Origin of the sequence: Gluconobacter sp. P5H9_a, from assembly GCF_018812085.1 — a bacterium.
Taxonomy (GTDB): domain Bacteria; phylum Pseudomonadota; class Alphaproteobacteria; order Acetobacterales; family Acetobacteraceae; genus Gluconobacter.
The window spans coordinates 76,233-96,123 of record NZ_JACRVW010000003.1 but is presented as its reverse complement, the minus strand read 5'-3'; the positions used below and the strand labels follow the sequence as shown (position 1 = coordinate 96,123).

General features: G+C 56.2%; 18 protein-coding genes and 1 tRNA gene. 9 read left to right on the top strand and 10 right to left on the bottom strand.

Annotated features, from left to right (window positions below; translation table 11 throughout):
- Positions 1 to 42 precede the first annotated feature (42 nt).
- Positions 43 to 1,008, top strand: coding sequence for an XdhC family protein (locus KP708_RS04595; RefSeq protein WP_215750610.1), 966 nt, complete (start codon positions 43 to 45; stop codon positions 1,006 to 1,008).
- Positions 1,008 to 1,598, top strand: coding sequence for an NTP transferase domain-containing protein (locus KP708_RS04590; protein WP_215750609.1), 591 nt, complete (start codon positions 1,008 to 1,010; stop codon positions 1,596 to 1,598). Before KP708_RS04595 ends, KP708_RS04590 begins: the two co-directional genes overlap by 1 nt.
- A gap of 9 nt (positions 1,599 to 1,607) precedes the next feature.
- Here the strand turns inward: KP708_RS04590 and KP708_RS04585 are convergent, their stop codons facing one another.
- The 4 genes from KP708_RS04585 to KP708_RS04570 all read right to left on the bottom strand — a co-directional run bounded on the left by KP708_RS04585 (position 1,608) and on the right by KP708_RS04570 (position 6,710).
- A complete protein-coding gene (locus KP708_RS04585) occupies positions 1,608 to 3,029 on the bottom strand; it encodes a mannose-1-phosphate guanylyltransferase/mannose-6-phosphate isomerase (protein ID WP_215757155.1) in 1,422 nt (473 codons plus the stop codon).
- Between the two features lie 333 nt (positions 3,030 to 3,362).
- Positions 3,363 to 4,298, bottom strand: coding sequence for a DMT family transporter (locus tag KP708_RS04580; RefSeq protein ID WP_215750608.1), 936 nt, complete (start codon positions 4,296 to 4,298; stop codon positions 3,363 to 3,365).
- Between the two features lie 94 nt (positions 4,299 to 4,392).
- On the bottom strand, positions 4,393 to 5,298 hold the full coding sequence (locus KP708_RS04575) for an NAD(P)H-binding protein (RefSeq protein ID WP_215750607.1): 906 nt from the start codon (positions 5,296 to 5,298) through the stop codon (positions 4,393 to 4,395).
- Positions 5,295 to 6,710, bottom strand: coding sequence for a hypothetical protein (locus KP708_RS04570; RefSeq protein WP_371822753.1), 1,416 nt, complete (start codon positions 6,708 to 6,710; stop codon positions 5,295 to 5,297). Before KP708_RS04570 ends, KP708_RS04575 begins: the two co-directional genes overlap by 4 nt.
- Before the next feature lie 324 nt (positions 6,711 to 7,034).
- Here KP708_RS04570 and rplM point away from each other — a divergent pair, with 324 nt between their 5' ends.
- The 3 genes from rplM to KP708_RS04555 all read left to right on the top strand — a co-directional run bounded on the left by rplM (position 7,035) and on the right by KP708_RS04555 (position 9,279).
- Positions 7,035 to 7,508 (top strand): 50S ribosomal protein L13, encoded by a 474-nt coding sequence (rplM, locus tag KP708_RS04565; RefSeq protein WP_046901116.1) that lies wholly within the window; start codon positions 7,035 to 7,037, stop codon positions 7,506 to 7,508.
- A 9-nt stretch (positions 7,509 to 7,517) separates the two neighbouring features.
- Positions 7,518 to 8,009: a 30S ribosomal protein S9 gene (gene rpsI, locus KP708_RS04560; protein ID WP_010502298.1), complete on the top strand. Its 492-nt coding sequence runs from the start codon at positions 7,518 to 7,520 to the stop codon at positions 8,007 to 8,009.
- Between the two features lie 190 nt (positions 8,010 to 8,199).
- Positions 8,200 to 9,279: a branched-chain amino acid aminotransferase gene (locus tag KP708_RS04555; RefSeq protein WP_215750606.1), complete on the top strand. Its 1,080-nt coding sequence runs from the start codon at positions 8,200 to 8,202 to the stop codon at positions 9,277 to 9,279.
- Between the two features lie 179 nt (positions 9,280 to 9,458).
- On the opposite strand, the gene KP708_RS04550 is transcribed toward KP708_RS04555, so the two are convergent.
- A tRNA-His gene (locus KP708_RS04550) sits at positions 9,459 to 9,534 on the bottom strand.
- Between the two features lie 76 nt (positions 9,535 to 9,610).
- Positions 9,611 to 10,474, bottom strand: a complete 864-nt coding sequence (locus KP708_RS04545) for an SDR family oxidoreductase (protein WP_215750605.1) — start codon at positions 10,472 to 10,474, stop codon at positions 9,611 to 9,613.
- A 173-nt stretch (positions 10,475 to 10,647) separates the two neighbouring features.
- Here KP708_RS04545 and KP708_RS04540 point away from each other — a divergent pair, with 173 nt between their 5' ends.
- The 4 genes from KP708_RS04540 (at position 10,648) to KP708_RS04525 (ending at position 14,591) form a co-directional block, all read left to right on the top strand.
- Positions 10,648 to 12,102 carry a SulP family inorganic anion transporter gene (locus KP708_RS04540; RefSeq protein ID WP_215750604.1) on the top strand — a complete coding sequence of 485 codons (1,455 nt, stop codon included), beginning with the start codon at positions 10,648 to 10,650 and terminating at the stop codon, positions 12,100 to 12,102.
- An 83-nt stretch (positions 12,103 to 12,185) separates the two neighbouring features.
- Positions 12,186 to 12,800 (top strand): cupin domain-containing protein, encoded by a 615-nt coding sequence (locus KP708_RS04535; protein WP_215750603.1) that lies wholly within the window; start codon positions 12,186 to 12,188, stop codon positions 12,798 to 12,800.
- A complete protein-coding gene (locus KP708_RS04530) occupies positions 12,797 to 13,222 on the top strand; it encodes a cupin domain-containing protein (protein WP_215750602.1) in 426 nt (141 codons plus the stop codon). The genes KP708_RS04535 and KP708_RS04530 overlap by 4 nt, the downstream gene beginning before the upstream one ends.
- 202 nt (positions 13,223 to 13,424) lie before the next feature.
- Positions 13,425 to 14,591, top strand: a complete 1,167-nt coding sequence (locus tag KP708_RS04525; RefSeq protein ID WP_215750601.1) for an OpgC family protein — start codon at positions 13,425 to 13,427, stop codon at positions 14,589 to 14,591.
- Here KP708_RS04525 and hflX read toward each other — a convergent pair.
- The 4 genes from hflX to KP708_RS04505 are packed head-to-tail and all read right to left on the bottom strand — an operon-like array spanning position 14,564 to position 19,870.
- Positions 14,564 to 15,871, bottom strand: a complete 1,308-nt coding sequence (hflX, locus tag KP708_RS04520; RefSeq protein WP_046901109.1) for a GTPase HflX — start codon at positions 15,869 to 15,871, stop codon at positions 14,564 to 14,566. The genes KP708_RS04525 and hflX overlap by 28 nt on opposite strands.
- A complete protein-coding gene (hfq, locus tag KP708_RS04515; protein WP_215750600.1) occupies positions 15,868 to 16,125 on the bottom strand; it encodes an RNA chaperone Hfq in 258 nt (85 codons plus the stop codon). The genes hflX and hfq overlap by 4 nt, the downstream gene beginning before the upstream one ends.
- A gap of 54 nt (positions 16,126 to 16,179) precedes the next feature.
- Positions 16,180 to 17,586, bottom strand: a complete 1,407-nt coding sequence (locus KP708_RS04510) for a sigma-54 dependent transcriptional regulator (RefSeq protein WP_046901107.1) — start codon at positions 17,584 to 17,586, stop codon at positions 16,180 to 16,182.
- Complete coding sequence (locus KP708_RS04505; protein ID WP_244974490.1) at positions 17,576 to 19,870, bottom strand: PAS domain-containing sensor histidine kinase; 2,295 nt, start codon at positions 19,868 to 19,870, stop codon at positions 17,576 to 17,578. Before KP708_RS04505 ends, KP708_RS04510 begins: the two co-directional genes overlap by 11 nt.
- Positions 19,871 to 19,891: the final 21 nt, after the last annotated feature.

The window sequence follows — 19,891 nt, the reverse complement described above, 5'->3', positions numbered from 1 at the left end:
TTTGGGATTAGTCTCATGGCCCCATAAAGGAAAGGATATTTCATGATTGGGCCGGACGGGCTTGTTCCTCTTCCCCAGTGGCCAGACTATGGCCTGACAGACGATCTCCTCCCTTACCTGGAGACCTGGCTGGCACAGGGGAAAGAGGTAGCCCTCGCTACGCTGGTGTCAATCACCGGATCGTCTCCACGCCCTCTTGGCAGTGAAATGGCCATTTCCAGCGCGGGAGATGTGCAAGGCTATGTGTCTGGCGGATGCGTGGAAGCAGCGGTTGCAGCAGAAGCCCTGCAATGCCTGAAAGACCGCCAGCCCAGATCTCTGGATTATGGCGCAGGCAGTCCGGTTCTGGATATTCAATTAACCTGTGGTGGCAGGATTGGCATTTTCGTTCGGCCCATCGCAAACCTCGCCACTTATGTTGCCGCGCTCCGTCAGGCGAGAGAAGCCCGTCAGGCCATCATCGTACAAACGGATCTTGAAACCGGCGAGATGCATGTTTCGCCTTCAGCTATGCAAACCCAAGGTAATCTATTTGTACGACGATACGCGCCACCGATTCGACTGATTGTCGCGGGGGGAGATCCGGTGACACTGGCTCTTCTGAAGCTGGCCCCCCAGTTCGGGGTTGAGCCTTTTTTGCTGCGCCCACTGGGTCCTGCGCTTCCGCCGGAAGGATTGGCGCCAGATTGCTACGATCGTCGCTATCTGGACGAGGCTCTGCATGATTTGCGTCTGGACGCCTGGAGCGCAGTTTACGCTCTGACGCACGATGCTCACACGGATCTGGCCATCGCCTCGAAAGCTCTGAAATCCGACGCCTTCTGCGTTGGAATTCTGGGCAGCCGACGCAAAATCTCAAGCCGGCTTGCTGCATTACACGCAGCCGGCATCACTGAAGAAGATCTGGAGAAGCTGCACCTGCCCGCAGGGATGGACATCAACGCACGTAATCCGATGCAGATTGCCCTGTCGATTTTATCCCAGATCACAGCGAACCGCCCAGCATAATGCCCCACGACGCAGTTCTTCTTGCCGCAGGCGGCAGCACGAGACTGAAGCGACCCAAGCAATTGCTCACCCGTCAGGGCACACCACTTGTCCGGTACGTTGCAGAACTTCTCTTGAGTACATCTCCGGACCGATTGGTCATCATCACCGGAGGCTCCGCCGAAGCCGTCGCGTTAGCCCTTCAAGGGTTCCCTGTGGACATATGCTACAACCCGCTTTGGAACACCGGTTTGGCGAGTTCCATTCAATGCGCAGCACGAGCTTTGAATGGACGGGACAGGTCAATTCTCATCGCGGGAACAGACCAGCCGAGACTATCTCTACCGCACCTGCTCCTGCTGAGGGACACCCTCCCTGCCAATGCGAATGTGGTCACACAATACAAAAAAGGCGCGATGGGGATTCCGGTTCGCGTGTCTGCCACCACATTAGTCAAGGCCCCCGAACTTAATGGCGACAAGGGGTTTCGGGACCTGTGGGCAGACCTGCCACCAAAAAAAATCGAGGCCCCCGAATTGCTCGAAGACCTCGATACTCCTGATCAAATGGCCGAAGCTGTCAAGGCAGGCTGGATTGATCCGCCTGCCTGACGTCTCAGATCAGCTTCGTGCGTATACGTCTTCGATACGAACGATATCATCTTCCCCGAGATAAGGACCGGACTGAACCTCAATCAGGGTCAAAGGGATCTTGCCCGGATTTTCCAGTCGGTGAACACAGCCCAACGGGAGATAGATGCTTTCGTTTTCACGAACCATCACCAGGTCCTCATCCCGTGTCACCATGGCGGTTCCACCAACAACAACCCAGTGCTCCGCACGATGGAAATGCTTCTGCAAGGAGAGCTTGGCCCCTGGCTCCACCACGATGCGCTTGACCTGGAAACGGTCCGCCTGAATGAGGCTTTCATAGAAGCCCCATGGACGATAGCACCGGTTATGCGCGACCGCTTCCTTGCGCCCTGCCTGTACCAGGCGGGTTACCATATGCTTCACGTCCTGAGCGCGATCGCGATGCGAGACCATGACCGCATCCGGTGTCACCACCACAATCAGATCATCCACACCCGCAACGGTGGCAATGATACCATCAGAGCGGACGTAACAGTTCCGCGCATCGTCCAGGAAAACGTCACCAAAGGTTGCATTTCCCTCAGCGTCCTTGGGCGTCAGGTCCCAGAGAGCATCCCAGCTTCCGATGTCCGACCACCCGAAATTGCCCGGAACGACTGCCGCAAGCTTGGTACGTTCTGCAATGGCATAATCAACAGAGATATCAGGCGCAGCTGCAAAGCTTTCTTCTTCCAGCCGTTCGAAATCCATATCCGTATGGCGCTTGCGAACTGCTTCCCCGACGGTTTCGTAAATCCGTGGCTCGTATTGTTCCGTCTCTTTCAGGAATACGCTGGCCTTTGCAAAGAACATACCCGAGTTCCAGAGATATTTCTCGGACTGAATGAGTTCTTCGGCTTGGGCGGGCTGCGGTTTCTCAATGAAACGGGACACGCCATAAACGCCCTGTACATCGGCAAGCTCGGAGCCAACTTCAATGTACCCGTACCCCGTCTCAGGGCGCGTCGGTTTCATTCCAAACGTCACGATCCGACCCGCATCAGCAGCCTTCAGGGCATTTTTCAAAGACTCCTGAAGCGCTTTCTCATCAGTAATCGCAGCGTCCGCCGCCATGATCCAGAGAATGGCATCCGGGTTCTGCTCTGCAACCATGAAAGCAGCAGCCGCGATGGCAGGGGCTGAATTCCGGCCGACCGGCKCGAGAACGATTTTCGGCTTCCGAATTCCAGCATCGCGCAGTTGTTCGGCGACGATGAAACGATGCTCCGAATTACAGATCACGACCGGATCGGCAAAGCCTGCGGCCCGGCCGCGCAGGGCTGTTTCCTGAATGAGGGTCTTGTCGCTAAGCAGGGGCCAGAACTGCTTCGGATAGCTCTTGCGGGAAACCGGCCAGAGGCGGCTTCCGGACCCACCAGACAGAATCACTGGGACGACGTTCTGAACCATGAAGCAGATATTCTTCCATCAGTTGATGAAGTAGCCACGCACGTCCGCAGCCGTATTTGCAGACGATTTTACAGAGGCTGAGGAGCGTTGCCAATCGCACCACACGTGAAGAACGCTGAAGATGCCCGAAAGTCCATACGGTCACAACGCGACAAAAATAAGATCAAAAAATCAAAAATCGAAACAGCGCCAAACATCGACGTTTTACGTACAGAAAGGAAGAGCCTCTAATTCTGACGATCAACACTCTTTTATATAGAAAACATACGTTTCTTCAGTGCTGCCAGCTCCTGTGATGCATCTTAACACCGCACGAAACATACAATTCTCCTCTCAACCGGCTTCAACGGGCGGGCGAGAAGACGGATGATGTCTTTGCCAGTGCTCTTCCAACGCCAATCGTTCGTAATGAAGCTTCTGTCGCATCCAGTGCAGCATGCCAGAAAGTGTCACGATAACGATGCCCACGAACGTCCAGCTATCCAGGGGCTGATGGAAAAGGAGGTAGCTGAATGCAACCGCCCAAAGCATCTGACTGTACTGGGGCAAGGCAACCCGGTTAGCCGGTGCCAGAGCCGTTGCCATCATCATGAAGAGCTGACCAAGAGCCGCCAGAAAGCCGTATCCGAACAGAAGCGCCCAGTTTCCAGCACCATGTGGCCAGGTGGCGTGTGCCACCATTAAAAGACCATCGCCGACCAAGGGACCAAACAGACTTGATCCGAACAGGGACAGCCGGGCGCTCTGATTGCCTGCCAGTCGGTAGGCAATCACACTCGCAGCGTTGGCCATTGCTGCGATCACGGCACAGAGGTGGCCAAGATGAAATGCCCGAACGCCTGGCCGCAAGACAATCAGAACCCCAAGAAATCCGACACCTACTGAAAGCCAGGTCCAACCAAAGACTTTCTCTTTCAAGATTCCCACAGAAATCAGGGTCACGAAAAATGGCATCAGAAACATGAGCGACAGTGCTTCTGGCATCGGCAGCAGCATAAAAGCCATGACACTGGAAGCCGTGGACACAAATGTCGCAAACGCACGCAACAGCCACATGGACGGGCGATCCGTCGCGAAAATATCGGCGTAAGATTCCTGCGGTTTCCTGATGAAGGGCAGGATCAGAAACCCAAAAACACCGCCCGAAAAAGCAACTTCAAATGGGTCCAGTTGCCCGGCAAGGCCTTTGGAACAGGCATCGCTGATGGAAAAAAGAGCAAAGGCTGCGAAAGACAACATCATGCCTGATGAGAGGAACTTCAGATTCATCCGATGAGTCTCCACGCATTCCGGACCGTCATTATGGCCCGCAGACTATGGAGACCTCATCGCCCTCGCAGTCAATGTGACAAAATATCAAAAATTAGGCTGCATAATCCTGATGAGCAGGCGGCACAGCCAAAAGATGCTGTAGCCCAATCTCCAACGGCATCGGGTTAACGCCCAGGCGATCCTTCATCGGAGCAATGTCGAAGTCCTTGTCTTCCAACAGACGCCGAATCTCTTCTGGCGCAATTGTGGGCAGCTTCGGAACGTGCCGCATGATGTGAGCAGCGGCGATCAGAAACCACGCAGGAAGCGAGATGATCGGCCGACCACCCAAGCCTGAAAAATAGAGAATCATCCGAACAAATGTCCGGTAAGGAACAGCATTCGGGCCGGCAATGACAAAAACCTCTGGCCCGCTGACTTTTCCACCCAGAATCAGATCAATGGCTGCAATAACGCAGCGCGTGACATCCTGCTGATTGATGGGTTGAACCAGAGAACGTCCACCACCTGGAAGCGGAACAATCGGCAGGCGCTCAAGAAGGCGCGCAAGCCGCTGCACATTGTCCTCTCCTTGAGCACCATAAATCATCGTCGGGTGCAGGAGAATGGAAGGACGGCCGTCTGCCTTGAGGGCCGCTTCGCCTGCCAGCACTCCACGACCATGATCATCCAGCCACCGCGTAAACTTGCGAGTGCTGCCAAGAGCAACAACAGGCGCACGGGTTGCACGCAGAATGGCTGGAAGATGACGGGCATGAGCTGTATTCACGACAACGTCCGCCTGCTCCAGCGCAATTGGAAGAGCAACCGGATCTGTCAGATCGGCCTGCCTCACGGCTGTGCACATCTCTGCAAGATCAGGAGCCAGTTTTCCTCGACTCCGCACAACAGCGATGACACTGCGCCCTTTAGCAATCAGCTGACGACAGAGCGCCGAGCCTGAACGACCACTGGCGCCAATAACGCAGATCGTAGACGTGCTGGCGCTTTGGCTCACTGGACGGTCACCTTGAGATTATCCGGCGACATCAACGTCATGGCTGCCGTAGGCGACGACGCTATTGCTGCTAATGCCGTGAGCGTCAAAGGCGGCTTTGGTGTCAGAGTAATCGATAACGTGCGGTCATTGGGGTTCGCGAAGTAATCCGGCAGAGCCGCCAGGGCAGGATATGGCGACAGCCCCATTTCCATTCCCTGCGCGAGAACCGTTCTTGCCTGGTCCTGAGCGGCACCGTCCAGAGGGCGTCCTGCATTCAGGGACGGAAGAGACTGGACCAGACGATCGCCATGCAACGTGAGCGTCACTTGCGCCAGCTGAATGGCATCATGCGGATTTTTGGCTGTTCCAACCTTGAGCTGCTGATCCGAAGGACCGAGCAAATTCATGCCGAAATGAGCTTCGGTGAAGTTTGGAATGTTCAAGACACCTTGCACATGCAGTTCGCCCGTCTGCGCAATCCGCTCCTGCGTATATTTCAAGGTTGAAGAATGCCCATCAATATGAACTGGCACCTTGCCGCTTGAAGAGTGTGTATGAAATCCCTCTCCTTCGAAAACCGTCGTGTCTTTGCCGCTTTTACGTGCTCCAGTACCAATCAGCGTATCCATGCTGAACGTTCTGTCCGCCGAAATAATCTGCGTGCCGCTCAGCTTCATGCTTTCAAGAGGTGGCAGGGCATAGGCAGCGGCCTCGTTCCCCGCCTGTTCGTAGGCAATCCGGGTGGCAAGTTCAGGCTGGCGAAGCTGGAAGTTTTTCAAAGACATCTGCACTGACATGGCGCGAGGCGTTCCGTCAGGCTGAAGCGTCGTACGGGACGCAATGGCAAGGCCGTTCTGGATCGCGATCGTTGTCGTGCGTCCCGGGCCGTAGCCGTCAATCTGGATCGAGTCTGACGTCAGACTGTTGAAGTGCATGCTGTTCGGCTGAAGAACCTGCGAAAGATTCTGCACCGACAGATGATCTATATATCCACGCTCCAGATTCAGATGCCCCAGATCAAGCGACTCCAGACCGCTTTTCCCTGCAGGAGGCGGCGGTGTCACCAGATGGTTCAGGGTGACGGAATGAGCCCGGATGACCGCAGTAGGCGTCTGGAGAGACGGATCCACCATATCCATGTGGGACAGCGTCAGGCCACCATCAGATGTCGGGATTGGATGACCCAGACGCAAAGTATGTGCCCGGAACGTCATGTTGCCATTCTGAAGAATGACATCCGTCAGCAATGCTCCACGGGCGAGAATGGCCGGGCGCGCGGCGGAATAGCTCAGGGTTGCTCCCACAGGAAGGGAGGCACGGAACCGGGAAATCCCCCGATCAAGCGCAACAGAGGCTGCGTGATGGATACCAATCGCGCTCATTCCAGCGATGACTGCGAGCAGGCTCGTTGTGAGCCAAGGGCGTTTCACGTTGTTTTTCCTGTTTTTCATCGACACCCGGGACAGGAAGATGCGGTCCCTGAATTGAGTGCAGGATACCATTCCGGGCGCTCGGGGCAAATCAGCTGTCAAAAAATTACGGTATTATGATACCTCACTCCCTAAAATGGCCGGAAACTGGGCCGAATCAGCCATCATGATTCCAAAAGATGACTTGACGGAAAGGCGCAAGCCCGCAATAAGGCCGCACCTGATCCGCTTTCCAGACAGCGTCATCCTCTCCTGAGGGTGCTTTTGTTATGAGAGCGCCATCCACGGCGCGGCCCTGTCGCGCCCCAAGCTGGAATGTCACTAATGAAGACCACACGTTCGCTGAAGCCGGCGGAGGTGACGAAGAACTGGGTGCTGATCGACGCCGAAGGGCTCGTTCTCGGCCGTCTCGCCACCATCATCGCTACTCGTCTCCGCGGCAAGCACAAGCCGCAGTTCACCCCGCACGTCGACTGCGGTGACAACATTGTTGTCATCAACGCAGAAAAGATCGCTCTGACGGGTAACAAGTTCGGCCAGAAGCTCTTCCATTATCACACGGGTCATCCGGGTGGCATCAAGGAGCGCACCATCACGCAGCGTCTCACGGGCAAGAACCCGGGTCACGTTGTCGAGAAGGCTGTTGAGCGCATGATCACGCGCGGCCCGCTGCAGCGTGCTCAGATGAAGCACCTTTATGTTTACGCTGGTTCCGAGCACCCGCATGACGGCCAGAAGCCTGTCAAGCTGGACGTGGCTGCCCTGAACCGCAAGAACACAATCTCACACGAGTCGTAAGGCCTGACCATGTCCGAGACCCAAGAGCGCACCGGCACGCTGCAGGACCTTGCGAGCGTTGCTCCTGCAGTAGCCACCAACGCCGCCCCGGTTCACGAAGTAAAGCGTGACGCCCAGGGCCGTTCCTATGCTACCGGCCGTCGTAAGGACGCCGTAGCCCGTGTGTGGATCAAGCCTGGCAAGGGTGACATCATCGTCAATGGCCGTCCGGTCACGACGTATTTTGCCCGTCCGGTTCTGCGCATGCTTCTGACGCAGCCGTTCCTGATCGCTGACCGCTACAACCAGTTCGACGTGTATTGCACGGTCGCTGGTGGTGGTCTGTCCGGCCAGGCTGGTGCAGTTCGTCACGGTATCTCCCGTGCACTGACGCACTACGAGCCGAGCCTGCGTGGCATCCTGAAGGCCGCTGGCTTCCTGACGCGTGACAGCCGTATTGTCGAGCGTAAGAAGTACGGCCGTGCGAAGGCACGTCGTTCCTTCCAGTTCTCGAAGCGCTGATCCGTCAGCTTTTCGAAGCTTTGGAGAAACCCCGGTCACTCTGTGGCCGGGGTTTTTTCATGCCTGCCGCGCAAACTTTAATTTCTATCAGAAAGTGAATTTGGAAATAATATTTCCCTATCGCCTCTCCCCAACTCCTGTGGCAGAGTGCCCCGCACGTTTATCAGAGTAGCTTGCGGAAGTTCTTTTCATGACGACCTTCACTATTGAAAAAACCGAAACCCCGATGGACCCGGCTCATCGCGCGCAGCTTCTTGTCAGCCCGGCTTTCGGTCGTGTTTTCACTGATCATATGGCAACCATCCGCTATACGAGCGAAAAAGGCTGGCACGACGCAAAAATTACAGCACGCCGCCCCCTGAGCATCGATCCGGCGTCCACAGTCCTGCATTACGGACAGGAAATTTTCGAGGGCATGAAAGCTTATCGGGAAGCCGATGGTCATATCGCGACGTTCCGTCCGCTAGCCAACGCAGCCCGTTTCGCAGCCTCAGCCCGCCGGATGGGCATGGCTGAACTGCCCGAAGACCTTTTCATTCAAGCCGTTGATGAACTCGTCCGGATCGACCAGGACTGGGTTCCGGCTGGTGAAGGACAAAGCCTCTATCTTCGCCCCTTCATGATCTCCAATGAGGTGTTTCTCGGCGTAAAGCCTGCAAGCGAATACCTGTTCATTGTCATCGCCTGCCCGGTAGGCGCCTATTTCAGTGCAGGCTGCGTCTCTGTCTGGGTTTCCGAGTTCTACACCCGAGCAGCGATTGGTGGCACGGGCGAAGCCAAGTGCGGCGGCAACTATGCCGGCAGCCTTGTCGCTCAGGCTGAAGCCAAAGAGAAAGGCTGCGATCAGGTTCTGTTCCTCGATGCCCGTGAACGCCGCTACGTTGAAGAAATGGGCGGCATGAACGTGATGTTCGTGCGCAACGACGGCAAGATCGTCACACCTCCCCTCGGAGGCACCATTCTACGCGGCATCACCCGTGACAGCCTAATCAGACTGGCTGCCGACAATGGCATCGAAGTCATTGAAGAACCCGTTGAAATCGACGAAATCTTCACAGGAGCTGCATCCGGGAAATACACCGAAGCCTTCGCCTGCGGCACTGCTGCGGTGCTTTCACCCGTTGGCAAGCTGGTTCGTCCTTCCGGAGAAGCCGTATTTGGCGACGGCGAGACACCGGGTCCGGTGGCAAGCAAACTGAAGAAAATTTTGACCGATCTTCAGGGCGGCCGCACCAATGACGCCCATGGCTGGGTGCATCGCATCGTCTGACGGCAAAAAAACTCCTGTCAGTTCAATACTGACAGGAGTTTTTACAGCTTCGATAACCAAGGATCAGGCTTTCAGCTTCTGATCGGCTTCAAATACGGATTGCGCAGTCACACATCCGAAAGGACGCAACCAAACCTATAATGGGCTTTAGTCAGGCAATATTTTTTAAGAGAGATTGCTGGGGCGAATGACGGGGATCGAACCCGCGACAACCGGTACCACAAACCGGCGCTCTACCGACTGAGCTACATCCGCCACACAGCGATGCGTTCTTTAGAGAAAGGTTCAGCTGGCGTCTAGCCCTTTCTCAAAGTTTTCTTCAATTTTCTGCTTAGATAACAGGGACACCACCAGTTACAGCGATATTGGCGCCCGAAACGTAACTTGCCTCATCACTGGCCAGAAAGACATAGGCTCCGGCGAGCTCCGCAGGTTGCCCCGGTCTCTTCATCGGACCATCTGCTCCGAAATTGCGAACGTGCTCTCCGCCCATGGTTGCTGGAATAAGCGGCGTCCAGATTGGCCCAGGAGCAACCGTATTTGAGCGTATTCCCTGTTCCGCCAGCAACTCTGCCAAACCACCACTGAAGTTCAGTATGGCGCTTTTGGTTGCCGAATAGGCCAACAGCTTTGGCTTTGGCCGATCCGCATTGACTGAGACGGTGTGAATCAGGGAGCCGCCTTCAGGCATATGAGGAACAACCAGCCGCGATAGACGGAACACCGCGCCTGAATTCGTATCAAACGTCAGATCCCATTCGTCTTCGCTGACATCTTCCAGAGTTTCACGTTCGATCTGAAAGGCAGCGTTATTGACGAGCACATCCACCTTACCGAACTCAGCCACCGTCTTGTCTACGATCTCCTTGCAGACGAAACGCTCCTTGATGTCTCCCGGCAAGAGCAGGGCTTTTCGTCCCGCTTTATCGACCCATGCTGCAGTCTCGCGGGCGTCGTCCAATTCTTCGGGCAGGAATGACAACGCTACATCCGCCCCTTCCCGTGCAAAGGCAATCGCAACAGCGCGGCCAATCCCGGAATCGCCTCCGGTGATGATCGCCGTTTTTCCCCTCAGGCGTCCATTCCCCACATAGGTCTGCTCACCATGATCAGGCTTGGGTGTCATTTCTGACGTCTGGCCCGGAATATGCTTTTGCAATGGCGTGTCGAACGGGGGCTTCGGATATCGGCTCATGTCGAACTCCTTAAGTTGTTCTCATGCCAACGCTGTGAATGCAGTGAATGTTCAATCATCTTTCCACGTGAACATCTTCAATCCCGCTTCAAGGCACGTTAAACTGGCCGCATCATTGCCGCGCCGGGCCCGAATACGTCGCACCCTGTAGCTCTTCACTCTGAAGGATTGTCATGACACCCGCTCTCTACCGCCGCCAGTGGGGACAAAACCCGCTGCGTGAGGTTCTGGCTGGCATGGTCGGCACGTTTGCCCTCATTCCCGAAGTCATTGCCTTCTCTTACATCGCAGGTGTTTCACCTGCGGTCTCGCTGTTCGCGTCTTTTGTCATTTCGGTCTCAATCGCAATTTTTGGCGGCCGACCCGGAATGATCTCAGGAGCTGCAGGATCTGTTGCTCTTGTTGCGGCGCCACTCGTACATGCCCACGGCGTGCAGGCCATGCTGCTCGCAACCCTGATCGCAGGTGCTCTACAGATTGTCTTCGGCCTTTTGCGCCTTCAGGCCGTTATGCGGTTTGTTTCTGCGGAAGTTCGCACAGGCTTCGTCAATGCGTTGGCCATCATGATCTTTTCCGCACAGGTGCCACAGCTGCTGGGCGTTGGCTGGGAAACTTACGCCCTGATCGCTCTGGGTCTCGTCATCATCTACCTGCTTCCCAAGATTTCTGACGCCATACCATCCCCATTGATCTGCATTGTCCTGCTGACGGCCATCACAATGGTTCATCCAATGCCTGTTCACACGGTGTCAGATCTGGGTGAACTCCCAACCGGTCTCCCTCACCTCACTATTCCCCACATCAACCTGGATTGGGCGACCCTGTCCGCCGTTATTCCCTATGCCGTCGCCATGGCTGCCGTGGGTTTGCTGGAATCCATGATGACAGCTTCAGTCGTCGATGACCTGACGGACACGCACGGCAATCAACGTATGGAGTGCACAGGCCTTGGCATCTCCAACATTCTCGTGGGAGCATTCGGCGGCATTGCCGGGTGTGGCATGATCGGCCAGACAGTCGGCAATCTGCGTTACGGCGGCCGCGGACGTCTCTCCACCTTCACGGCAGGCGCTTTTCTGCTTGCCCTGATGGTCCTTCTTCATCGCTGGGTGGGACAGGTTCCGATGGCCGCTTTGGTCGCCATCATGATCATGGTTTCGATCAGCACATTCTCCTGGGGCAGCCTGCGAGACGTCACGCGCCAACCCAAGCTTTCAAGCCTGACAATGCTTGTAACCGTCGTTGTGGTCGTGCTGACGCATGATCTGGCTGCCGGCGTTCTAGCCGGGGTTCTCCTGTCGGGCGTGTTCTTTGCCTGGCGCGCTGCCAGCCTGCTGACTGTAACCAGCCACCGCGACGGATCAACAGAGACATATACCATCTCCGGGCAGGTCTTTTTTGCGTCCGCAGACGGCCTTTCGGCCGAGATTGACTATCTGACGAACGCTGAACTCGTCGTACTCGATTTAACGCATGCAAGGTTCTGGGATGTCACGTCCGTTCAGGCACTGGAAAAGGTCCTGGACAAGCTTCGAAGTCATGGACGTACAGTTGAAGTCACAGGCCTGAAGCATGAGCAGCATGGCATAATTGCATCTCAGTCGGACAATACGCTTCTGGCAATGTGACACGCCTTTCACGGAATATCGCATCCGGACAGGAAGCAGGATACAAAGACCTACTCATGATTGTGAGAGGGGAACCTGCCCGGATGCGCAGATTTGCTATCACCAGCCTCCTATGCTCCATCCTCGCTTCCGGAAGCTCTGCCTCCGCACAACCCGCGTTTCACAATAAAAACGCCACAGCTCAGATACCTGCTGCCGCACAGGCTCTGATCAATCGCTACAACATGCAGCCTGTTCCTGTAGAAGGCGGCTGGTTTTCCCAGCTTCAGCGCACCACAGAAACTATTGCGGGCTTGGCTTTGCCTGCACGCTATGCTGGTGTCACACACCCTCTCTCCACAGCGATCCTGTTCGTGGAAACACGACGGGACTTCTCTGCACTTCACACCCTGAAAACAGCCGAGATCTGGCATTTCTACGCTGGAGATCCCGTTCATCTTCTGTTGCTTCATCCTGACGGCCGAGGCCAAAGTATCACGCTGGACCGGGACCATCCTGCCTATGTCGTTCCTGAAGGTGTTTGGCAGGGCTCGGCACCTATCGGTCCCGCTGGCTGGTCATTTGTTGGCACGACCATGGCTCCGGGCTTTATTCCCGAAGACTTTCAACTGGGTGAACGCAAAGCCCTCAGCGAGCGTTATCCTGCCTTCCGCAAGCAGATTACTGCCCTCACCCGTGTGAAAGACCAGACCCAATGAAGATCAGCCTTGGTATTCTGTCGCTTCTGTTCGCACCTGGTTTTGCAGCCGCGCAGGTTGTCCACCCAGACCATGTTCCAGCAATTTACCCCGCACCAGGCAGTACCCTGCAGGAATTTATCGGTATTGGATCTGCACTCCCGTCCCATCATCAGAGCATTGCACTCTTCACCCTGACCGCAGGAACCACCTATCCTGAGAGTTACAATCGACGTTCGGAAGAAATCTTCCTGATCCATGAGGGAGAAGGCACCGTTTGGCTTGGAGATCAGATAACTCTTGTCAAAGCAGGCGACATCATTCGCATCAGCCCACATTTGAAGCATAAAATTGCGGCTTCCCCGCACTCGTCCCTCAGTTTTTACGCAATCTCGGCTCCGCCTTTCACCGCAGATGATTACATCCTGACCCCACCGCGGTGAGGCCTGCAGCACCAGGCCCATTTCCTTCAAGAAATTTAATATCCCTGAATTCCCTGCAGTATTAAAAGAATGATCTGACTGCTCTTCCTGAAGCAGATGAATGAATCTGCTTCAGACCACGATGCAGTTTTCCATACAATCTTTAATGTTGCGGTAATCCAGTCTTCATACTCCCGTTTGATGAAAACTGTATTAAGGCACCATGCAGCTGCCAGCCTCATCATCCGATGCACAGTCTTTACCGCGCAAGCATACTCGCGACCATCGCGTTGATGCCTTGCGGGGCGCTGCCCTGCTGATGATGCTGGCTGACCATGTGCCCGATAATCTCATCAACAGAATCACCATTCGCAATTTCGGCTTTGCCGATGCAGCTGAAATCTTCGTCATGCTGGCAGGATATGCGTCCTATCTGGCATATGGTCGGTTGATCGACCGCGACGGGTGGGCCAGTGGTATCCGCCGCATCCTGTCGCGCTGCGCCAAATTGTATGTTTATCAGACAGCCATGACACTGGTGTTCGTCTGGACCGTTCGGCACTGGCGCCATTACGAGCCCGTCCCTGAATATATTCTTGAGCCGCAACTCGCCCACGGATACGGCTGGCTATGGCGCATCCTCACCTTCGATGCGCTACCGAGCTACCTCAACATCCTGCCGCTCTACATTGTTCTTCTGGCTCTTTTCCCGCTGATCTACGCTGCCCTCAAGAAAAGCGTCTGGCTGCTGCTTGGCGTCAGCGCAGCCATCTGGGCGATTGCCAATATTGATCCGCGCATCACAGTTCCAAACTGGCTGGACCCGAATGGCTGGTATCTGAATCCGTTCGGCTGGCAGTTTCTATATATTCTGGGTGTGCTTGGCGCCGTTTGGGCATCAAAGCATAATGGCGATCTGCCAGCCCGGACATGGGCCAAAGTGCTGTGTGGAAGCTACCTAATTGGCGCCTTTATCCTCTGCTTTCCGTATGAATACTGGCACCTGAGCGAGCTGCGCCTGTTTCCGGCCCCACCCAACAATGGCAAATCAACCCTCGCCGTCTGGCGATTGTTCGACATCATGTCGATCTTTTATCTCGTGCAGTCTTCACGTGTTCTACGTCGTTTTTCGGCAGATCGTCTGGGCCAGATCCTAGCCTTGCTTGGCAGAAATTCTCTGGAAGTGTTCTCGTTCGGCACAGTGCTGGATTTGCTGGGACGCCTGATCCTTGGAAGTTTTGGAACAGGCCTAGGCCTTCAGATCATTATTAATGTTCTGGGGCTTATTTTGACCTTCGCGCTGGCAATCCCGCTGGACCGCTCCCGCCAGAAGGCGAAAGCGGCCCGTGCACGCATGGCCCCTCAGGCCGTAGCAGCACGTCCGGGATAGCTGATTTCAAAGCGCTCACAGTCCATGGGGAAGAGACGGACCTGCACATCCATCCCGCCCTCATGATCAAACCGCTCGACCACTTCGCCATGCTGGTAAAGCCAGGCCAGTGCTGCACCATCCTGCAGGGACAGGCTGACTTTCACATCCTGCATGGACTGCGTCAGATACTGGTCCAGCGTCTCGAACAGATCAGGAATACCATCGCCTGTGATGGCCGAAATCACCACAGCGTTGTCACGCTTCGGAACGGCTTCAACACCGCCGATCAGGTCTGCTTTGTTGAGAACCTCGATTGTTCGTTCCGGCCATTGGGCATCCAGCATGCCGTCCCGCACCATACCATCCAGAACATTCAGCACGTCAGCACGCTGAGCGGCACTATCCGGATGAGCCACATCACGAACATGCAAAATGACATCTGCCTGCGAAACTTCTTCCAAAGTCGCCCGGAAGGCAGCAATCAGTTCTGTCGGCAGATCGCTGATGAACCCCACCGTGTCAGACAGGATAACGTTCCGTCCTGATGGCAAACGCAGCGCGCGCATCGTGGGATCCAGCGTCGCGAAGAGCTGGTTTTCAGCATGGACTGCCGCGCCTGTCAGCGCGTTGAAAAGCGTGGACTTACCCGCGTTGGTGTATCCCACAAGGGCAACAATCGGGAATGGAACCCGCTTGCGCGCATCCCGATGCAAGCCACGTGTGCGTCGAACCTGCTCCAGCTCTTTTTTGATCCGGCCGATCCGGTCCGCGAGCATCCGCTTATCTGCTTCGATCTGCGTTTCGCCCGGTCCACCAAGGAAGCCGAAGCCACCGCGCTGACGCTCAAGATGGGTCCACAGACGTACAAGACGAGAGCGCTGATATTCGAGATGGGCCAGTTCGACCTGCAACACACCCTCTCGGGTGGCGGCACGAGCGCCGAAAATATCAAGGATCAGACCCGTCCGATCCATGACCTTGCACCCCAGCGCCTTTTCCAGATTGCGCTGCTGCCCCGGGGACAGGCGGGCATCGATAATGACGACATCGACCTGATCCAGCTTCACGGCTTCGGCAAGCTGTTCAACCTGCCCGCTACCCAGCAGCGTTGCAGGGCGACGCGCCCGAAGCAGAATTGCCGCCTGCCGAACGATCACCAGTCCGATGGAGGCCGCAAGACCCACCGCTTCTTCCAGGCGGGCATCTGCAGCCCGGATATCTTCCTGCTGTCCCGATTTCTCCCAAGGGAGAATGACAGCAGCACGCGTGGCAGGTTTCTTGGTATCAAATCCGCTCAAAGTTCATTGTCCGCAAACCGCGGGAGGGCTCCCACGGGCATGATTGTACTGATGGCATGCTTGTAAATCAGCTGAACATGCCCATCCCGGCGCAGGAGCAGCGTATGGCTGTCAAACTGAGCCACGACGCCCTGGAGCTTCACGCCGTTGACGAGGAACACCGTGACCGGTGCCTCGACCTGATGAAGATGCTGGAGGAAAACCTCCTGTACAGCGTCTCTTCCGGCGGAAGTGGATGAAGTTTCTGACGTCACGATAATTTTGACTCGCCGGCCCTGAGGAAAAAAGGAATTGGGATCACTGCCCGTTTATCCCCCGACTGCCGGTGACGTCGAGCGATCTTCCTGTGTGGTAACACCAAGCTGCTTCAGCTTGCGATGCAATGCACTGCGTTCCATGCAAACGAAATTGGCCGTACGGCTGATATTGCCACCAAACCGCATGAGTTGAACCTGTAGATACTGCGTTTCAAACAGATCTCTGGCTTCCCGCAACGGAAGACTCATCACGTCCGCCCCCGAGTTCAGACGCGTCATGGACGGCGCACCCTGGCTGATACTGGATGGCAGCATGTCAGCCCGGATCGGGTCACTCCCCGAGCCTGGCATCATGATGAGCAGACGCTCCATCAGGTTGCGCAGTTCACGCACATTGCCGGGCCACTCATAGGCCTGCAACGCCGCAAGCGCATCCACGGAAAGTTCGCGGATCGGCAGTCCCGATGACTGTGCACAACGCTCCAGAAAATGCTTGGCCAATCCCGGAATATCTTCACGGCGCTCCCGGAGTGAAGGAATGCGCAGAGGGACCACGGCCAACCGGTAATACAAATCTTCCCGGAAGCGATGCGCCATGATTTCGGACTGAAGATCACGGTTTGTCGTAGCAATAACCCGCACATCAACCTTGAGGCGCGTGTTACCTCCAATCCGCTCAAAAGTCTGGTCCTGCAAGGCACGAACGATCTTGCCCTGCGTCTCCAGCGGCATATCTGCCACCTCATCAAGCAGCAACGTTCCGCGATGAGCACGCTCCAGAACGCCACGGCGTGCAGGCTGGCCGTCCGTACCATCCAGACCGAACAGCTCTTCTTCAAAACGGTTTGGCGCGAGCGTGGCACAGTTCAGCGCGATGAACGGACCTTCCGCACGACGGGAGCGCGCATGAATCATCCGCGCGGCCACTTCCTTGCCTGAGCCGGCCGGGCCGGTAATCAGCACCCGGGAGTTGGTCGGAGCCACGCGTTCGATCTGGGCCCGAACAGCCGAAACGGCAGCCCCTTCCCCCGATAGCGTCGTCTCAGGCCCGGCCCGCAGTCGCAGCTCCGCATTTTCGCGCTGCAAGCGGGCAGCTTCCAAAGCACGCTGAACCACCAGAAGCAGACGATCGGACTGGAACGGCTTCTCAATGAAGTCGTAGGCACCATGCTTAAGACTGGCGACAGCCGTCTCAATAGTGCCGTGACCCGAAATCATCAGCGTAGGCAGACCTGGCTCTTCAGCCTGCATGACCTTGAGCAGTTCAATCCCGTCCAGCTTGGAACCCTGCAACCAGATATCCAAAATGGCCAGGGACGGCCTGTGTGCCCTGAAAAGCTCCAAAGCCTGATCGGAGTTCGCGGCCGTGCGGGTCGCATATCCTTCGTCGTTCAGGATACCTTCGATCAGGAACCGGATATCCGGCTCGTCATCGACGATCAGAATCTCATGTTCCATCTGTCACCCTCATGATCCGGTCTTCCTTCTCTCCTGCACCACCCAGCTCCGCCAGAGGCAGAGACAGTGTGACGAGTGTCCCGCGCCGTCCGGATGACGGATCGGGGTCCCGATCGGTGAGCTGAAGCATCCCGGCATGGTCCTCCATGATCTTTTTGACAATCGCAAGGCCAAGACCTGTGCCCTTCGCCTTGTGTGTCACATAAGGCTCGGTCAACCGGTGGCGTTCCCCAGTCGGCAGACCAATCCCGTCATCTTCTATCCCTAGCAGGACATGCCCGTCCCGAATGTGCAAGCCCACCACAATGTGTCCAATTGGCTGCATCAGGGCATCAGACGCATTTTCCCGCAATTTTCCGCGGTCTGTCATGGTTATGGCATCTGCCGCATTCTGCAGAAGGTTTGTCAGTGCCTGCCCTATGAGTCGCCGATCGCACCGAACGATAGGCCCTGAGGGCGGCAGATCCCGCGTTTCGAACACAATGTCGGGATGAGCGTTTCTTTGCAGCACCAGCGCTTCCCGGCAGATCCGGGAAAAGTCCTCGTTCTGCATCACGGGTTGTGGCATCCGTGCAAAAGCAGAGAACTCATCCACCATTCGGCCGATATCCCCAACCTGCCGGACAATCGTGTCTACAAGCTGCGTATATGTGTCGGGATCGCTCTGAATTTCTTTCAGGAAGCGCCTTTTCAGCCGTTCTGCTGCAAGCTGGATTGGCGTCAAAGGGTTCTTGATTTCATGCGCCACGCGTCGGGCTACGTCGGCCCAGGCCGCTTTACGCTGCGCTGACTGAAGCGCCGTGATGTCATCGAAGGTTACGACATATCCAGCGACATCCGTACCGCGGAGTTCGGCCACGATCCGCACCAGAAGTGTTCGTCCGGCACCGGCACCGCCACCGTCACCAGGCCCACCCGGGCGCTGCGCGCCATCCGTATCCACTTGAATTTCATCAGTGTGGACGCGTTCGGGCGCCTGCCTCGCCTTGTCCAGCAGAGCTGAAAATTCCGGGACGCTGACAGAGAGCCTCATGCCGATCGCGGGTTGCAAATCCCGCTGGAGCACGACGGAAGCAGCCCTATTCGGCAGTTCGATCACCTGTCCCCGGTCCAGACCAATGACGCCCGCCGACACGCCCGCCAGAACAGTTTCCGTAAATCGCCGACGCTCATTGATCTGATCGTAAGCCTGCATCAGTTCTGACCGCTGACTCTCAAGCTGGTCGGTCATACGATTGAAGGCGCGAGAGAGCCCCACAACCTCATCGTCCTTTTCGCGGCTCGTCTTTGCTGGCACCGGAACACGAACACCCAGATCACCTTGGGAAATGCGCGTCGCTGCAAGAATGAGAAGGCCTAGCGGGTTTGCAATACGGTTGGCCAGCGCAAGCCCCGTCAACATGCCAACAGCCAAAACCAGCAGCCCCATCAGGCCGAAGATCACCACAACAGTGACCTGCGTTTTGCCCCGATTGGCAATCATGTGCTGGTAGTCCTGCACGAGCTCGTTTGTACGCCGCATATGCTCAAGGACATCAGGATCGACAGGTCGGGTAATGACCAGCATGAGTCCCGAATTTCCGCCCAGTGAGACAATAGCCCGCACCATGCGCTGATCAGGACGGTTGAGAATGGCGACGTCTCCCCCGCGTGCCATCTCCACCACAGACTTGGGCGGTAAAGGCGGCAGGGTATTCATGTCCGTCTTGCCAAGAAGGCCACCGACCCCCAGGACCTTGTCCGTGAGCGGATCGAAGACCTCCGCATCGGTCAAACCACGCTCGTAAACCTCATCGTCCAGCAGTTCCTGCAGACGGGATGGATTGTGGAACAGGTCTGTCCCGTGCGTGAACAGCTCATCGTTCTGAATAAGGATCAGCGTATTTGCGAGGGCAAATGCTTCGGTACGGATATTGTCGTTATGCTCCCGCAGATACCCCGCTGCTACAGAGCGAGCCTCCGTCAGAGCATTACTGACACGATTGGAAAACCAGATCTCCACGCCGTAATGGAAGAATAGCGCTGCAACAGCTCCCACGACGATAGTCGGCGCAACAGCGACAATTCCAAACAAGGTAATGAGGCGCGCATGAAGCCTTGCACCGGCTAGCCCAAGCCGCCGTTCTGCCATCATGCGCCCGATCTGCACCACCCCTGCTGCCGTGATCAGCATGAGCATGATGAAGTCGAGCAGGAAGATGATGGCCTGCACCTGCGGACGATGCGCCAGTGACATGCCGCCTGCGAGAACGACAAAAGTCGCGAACGCCAGAATCAATGCCATGACGGTTAGAAGAACCACCCC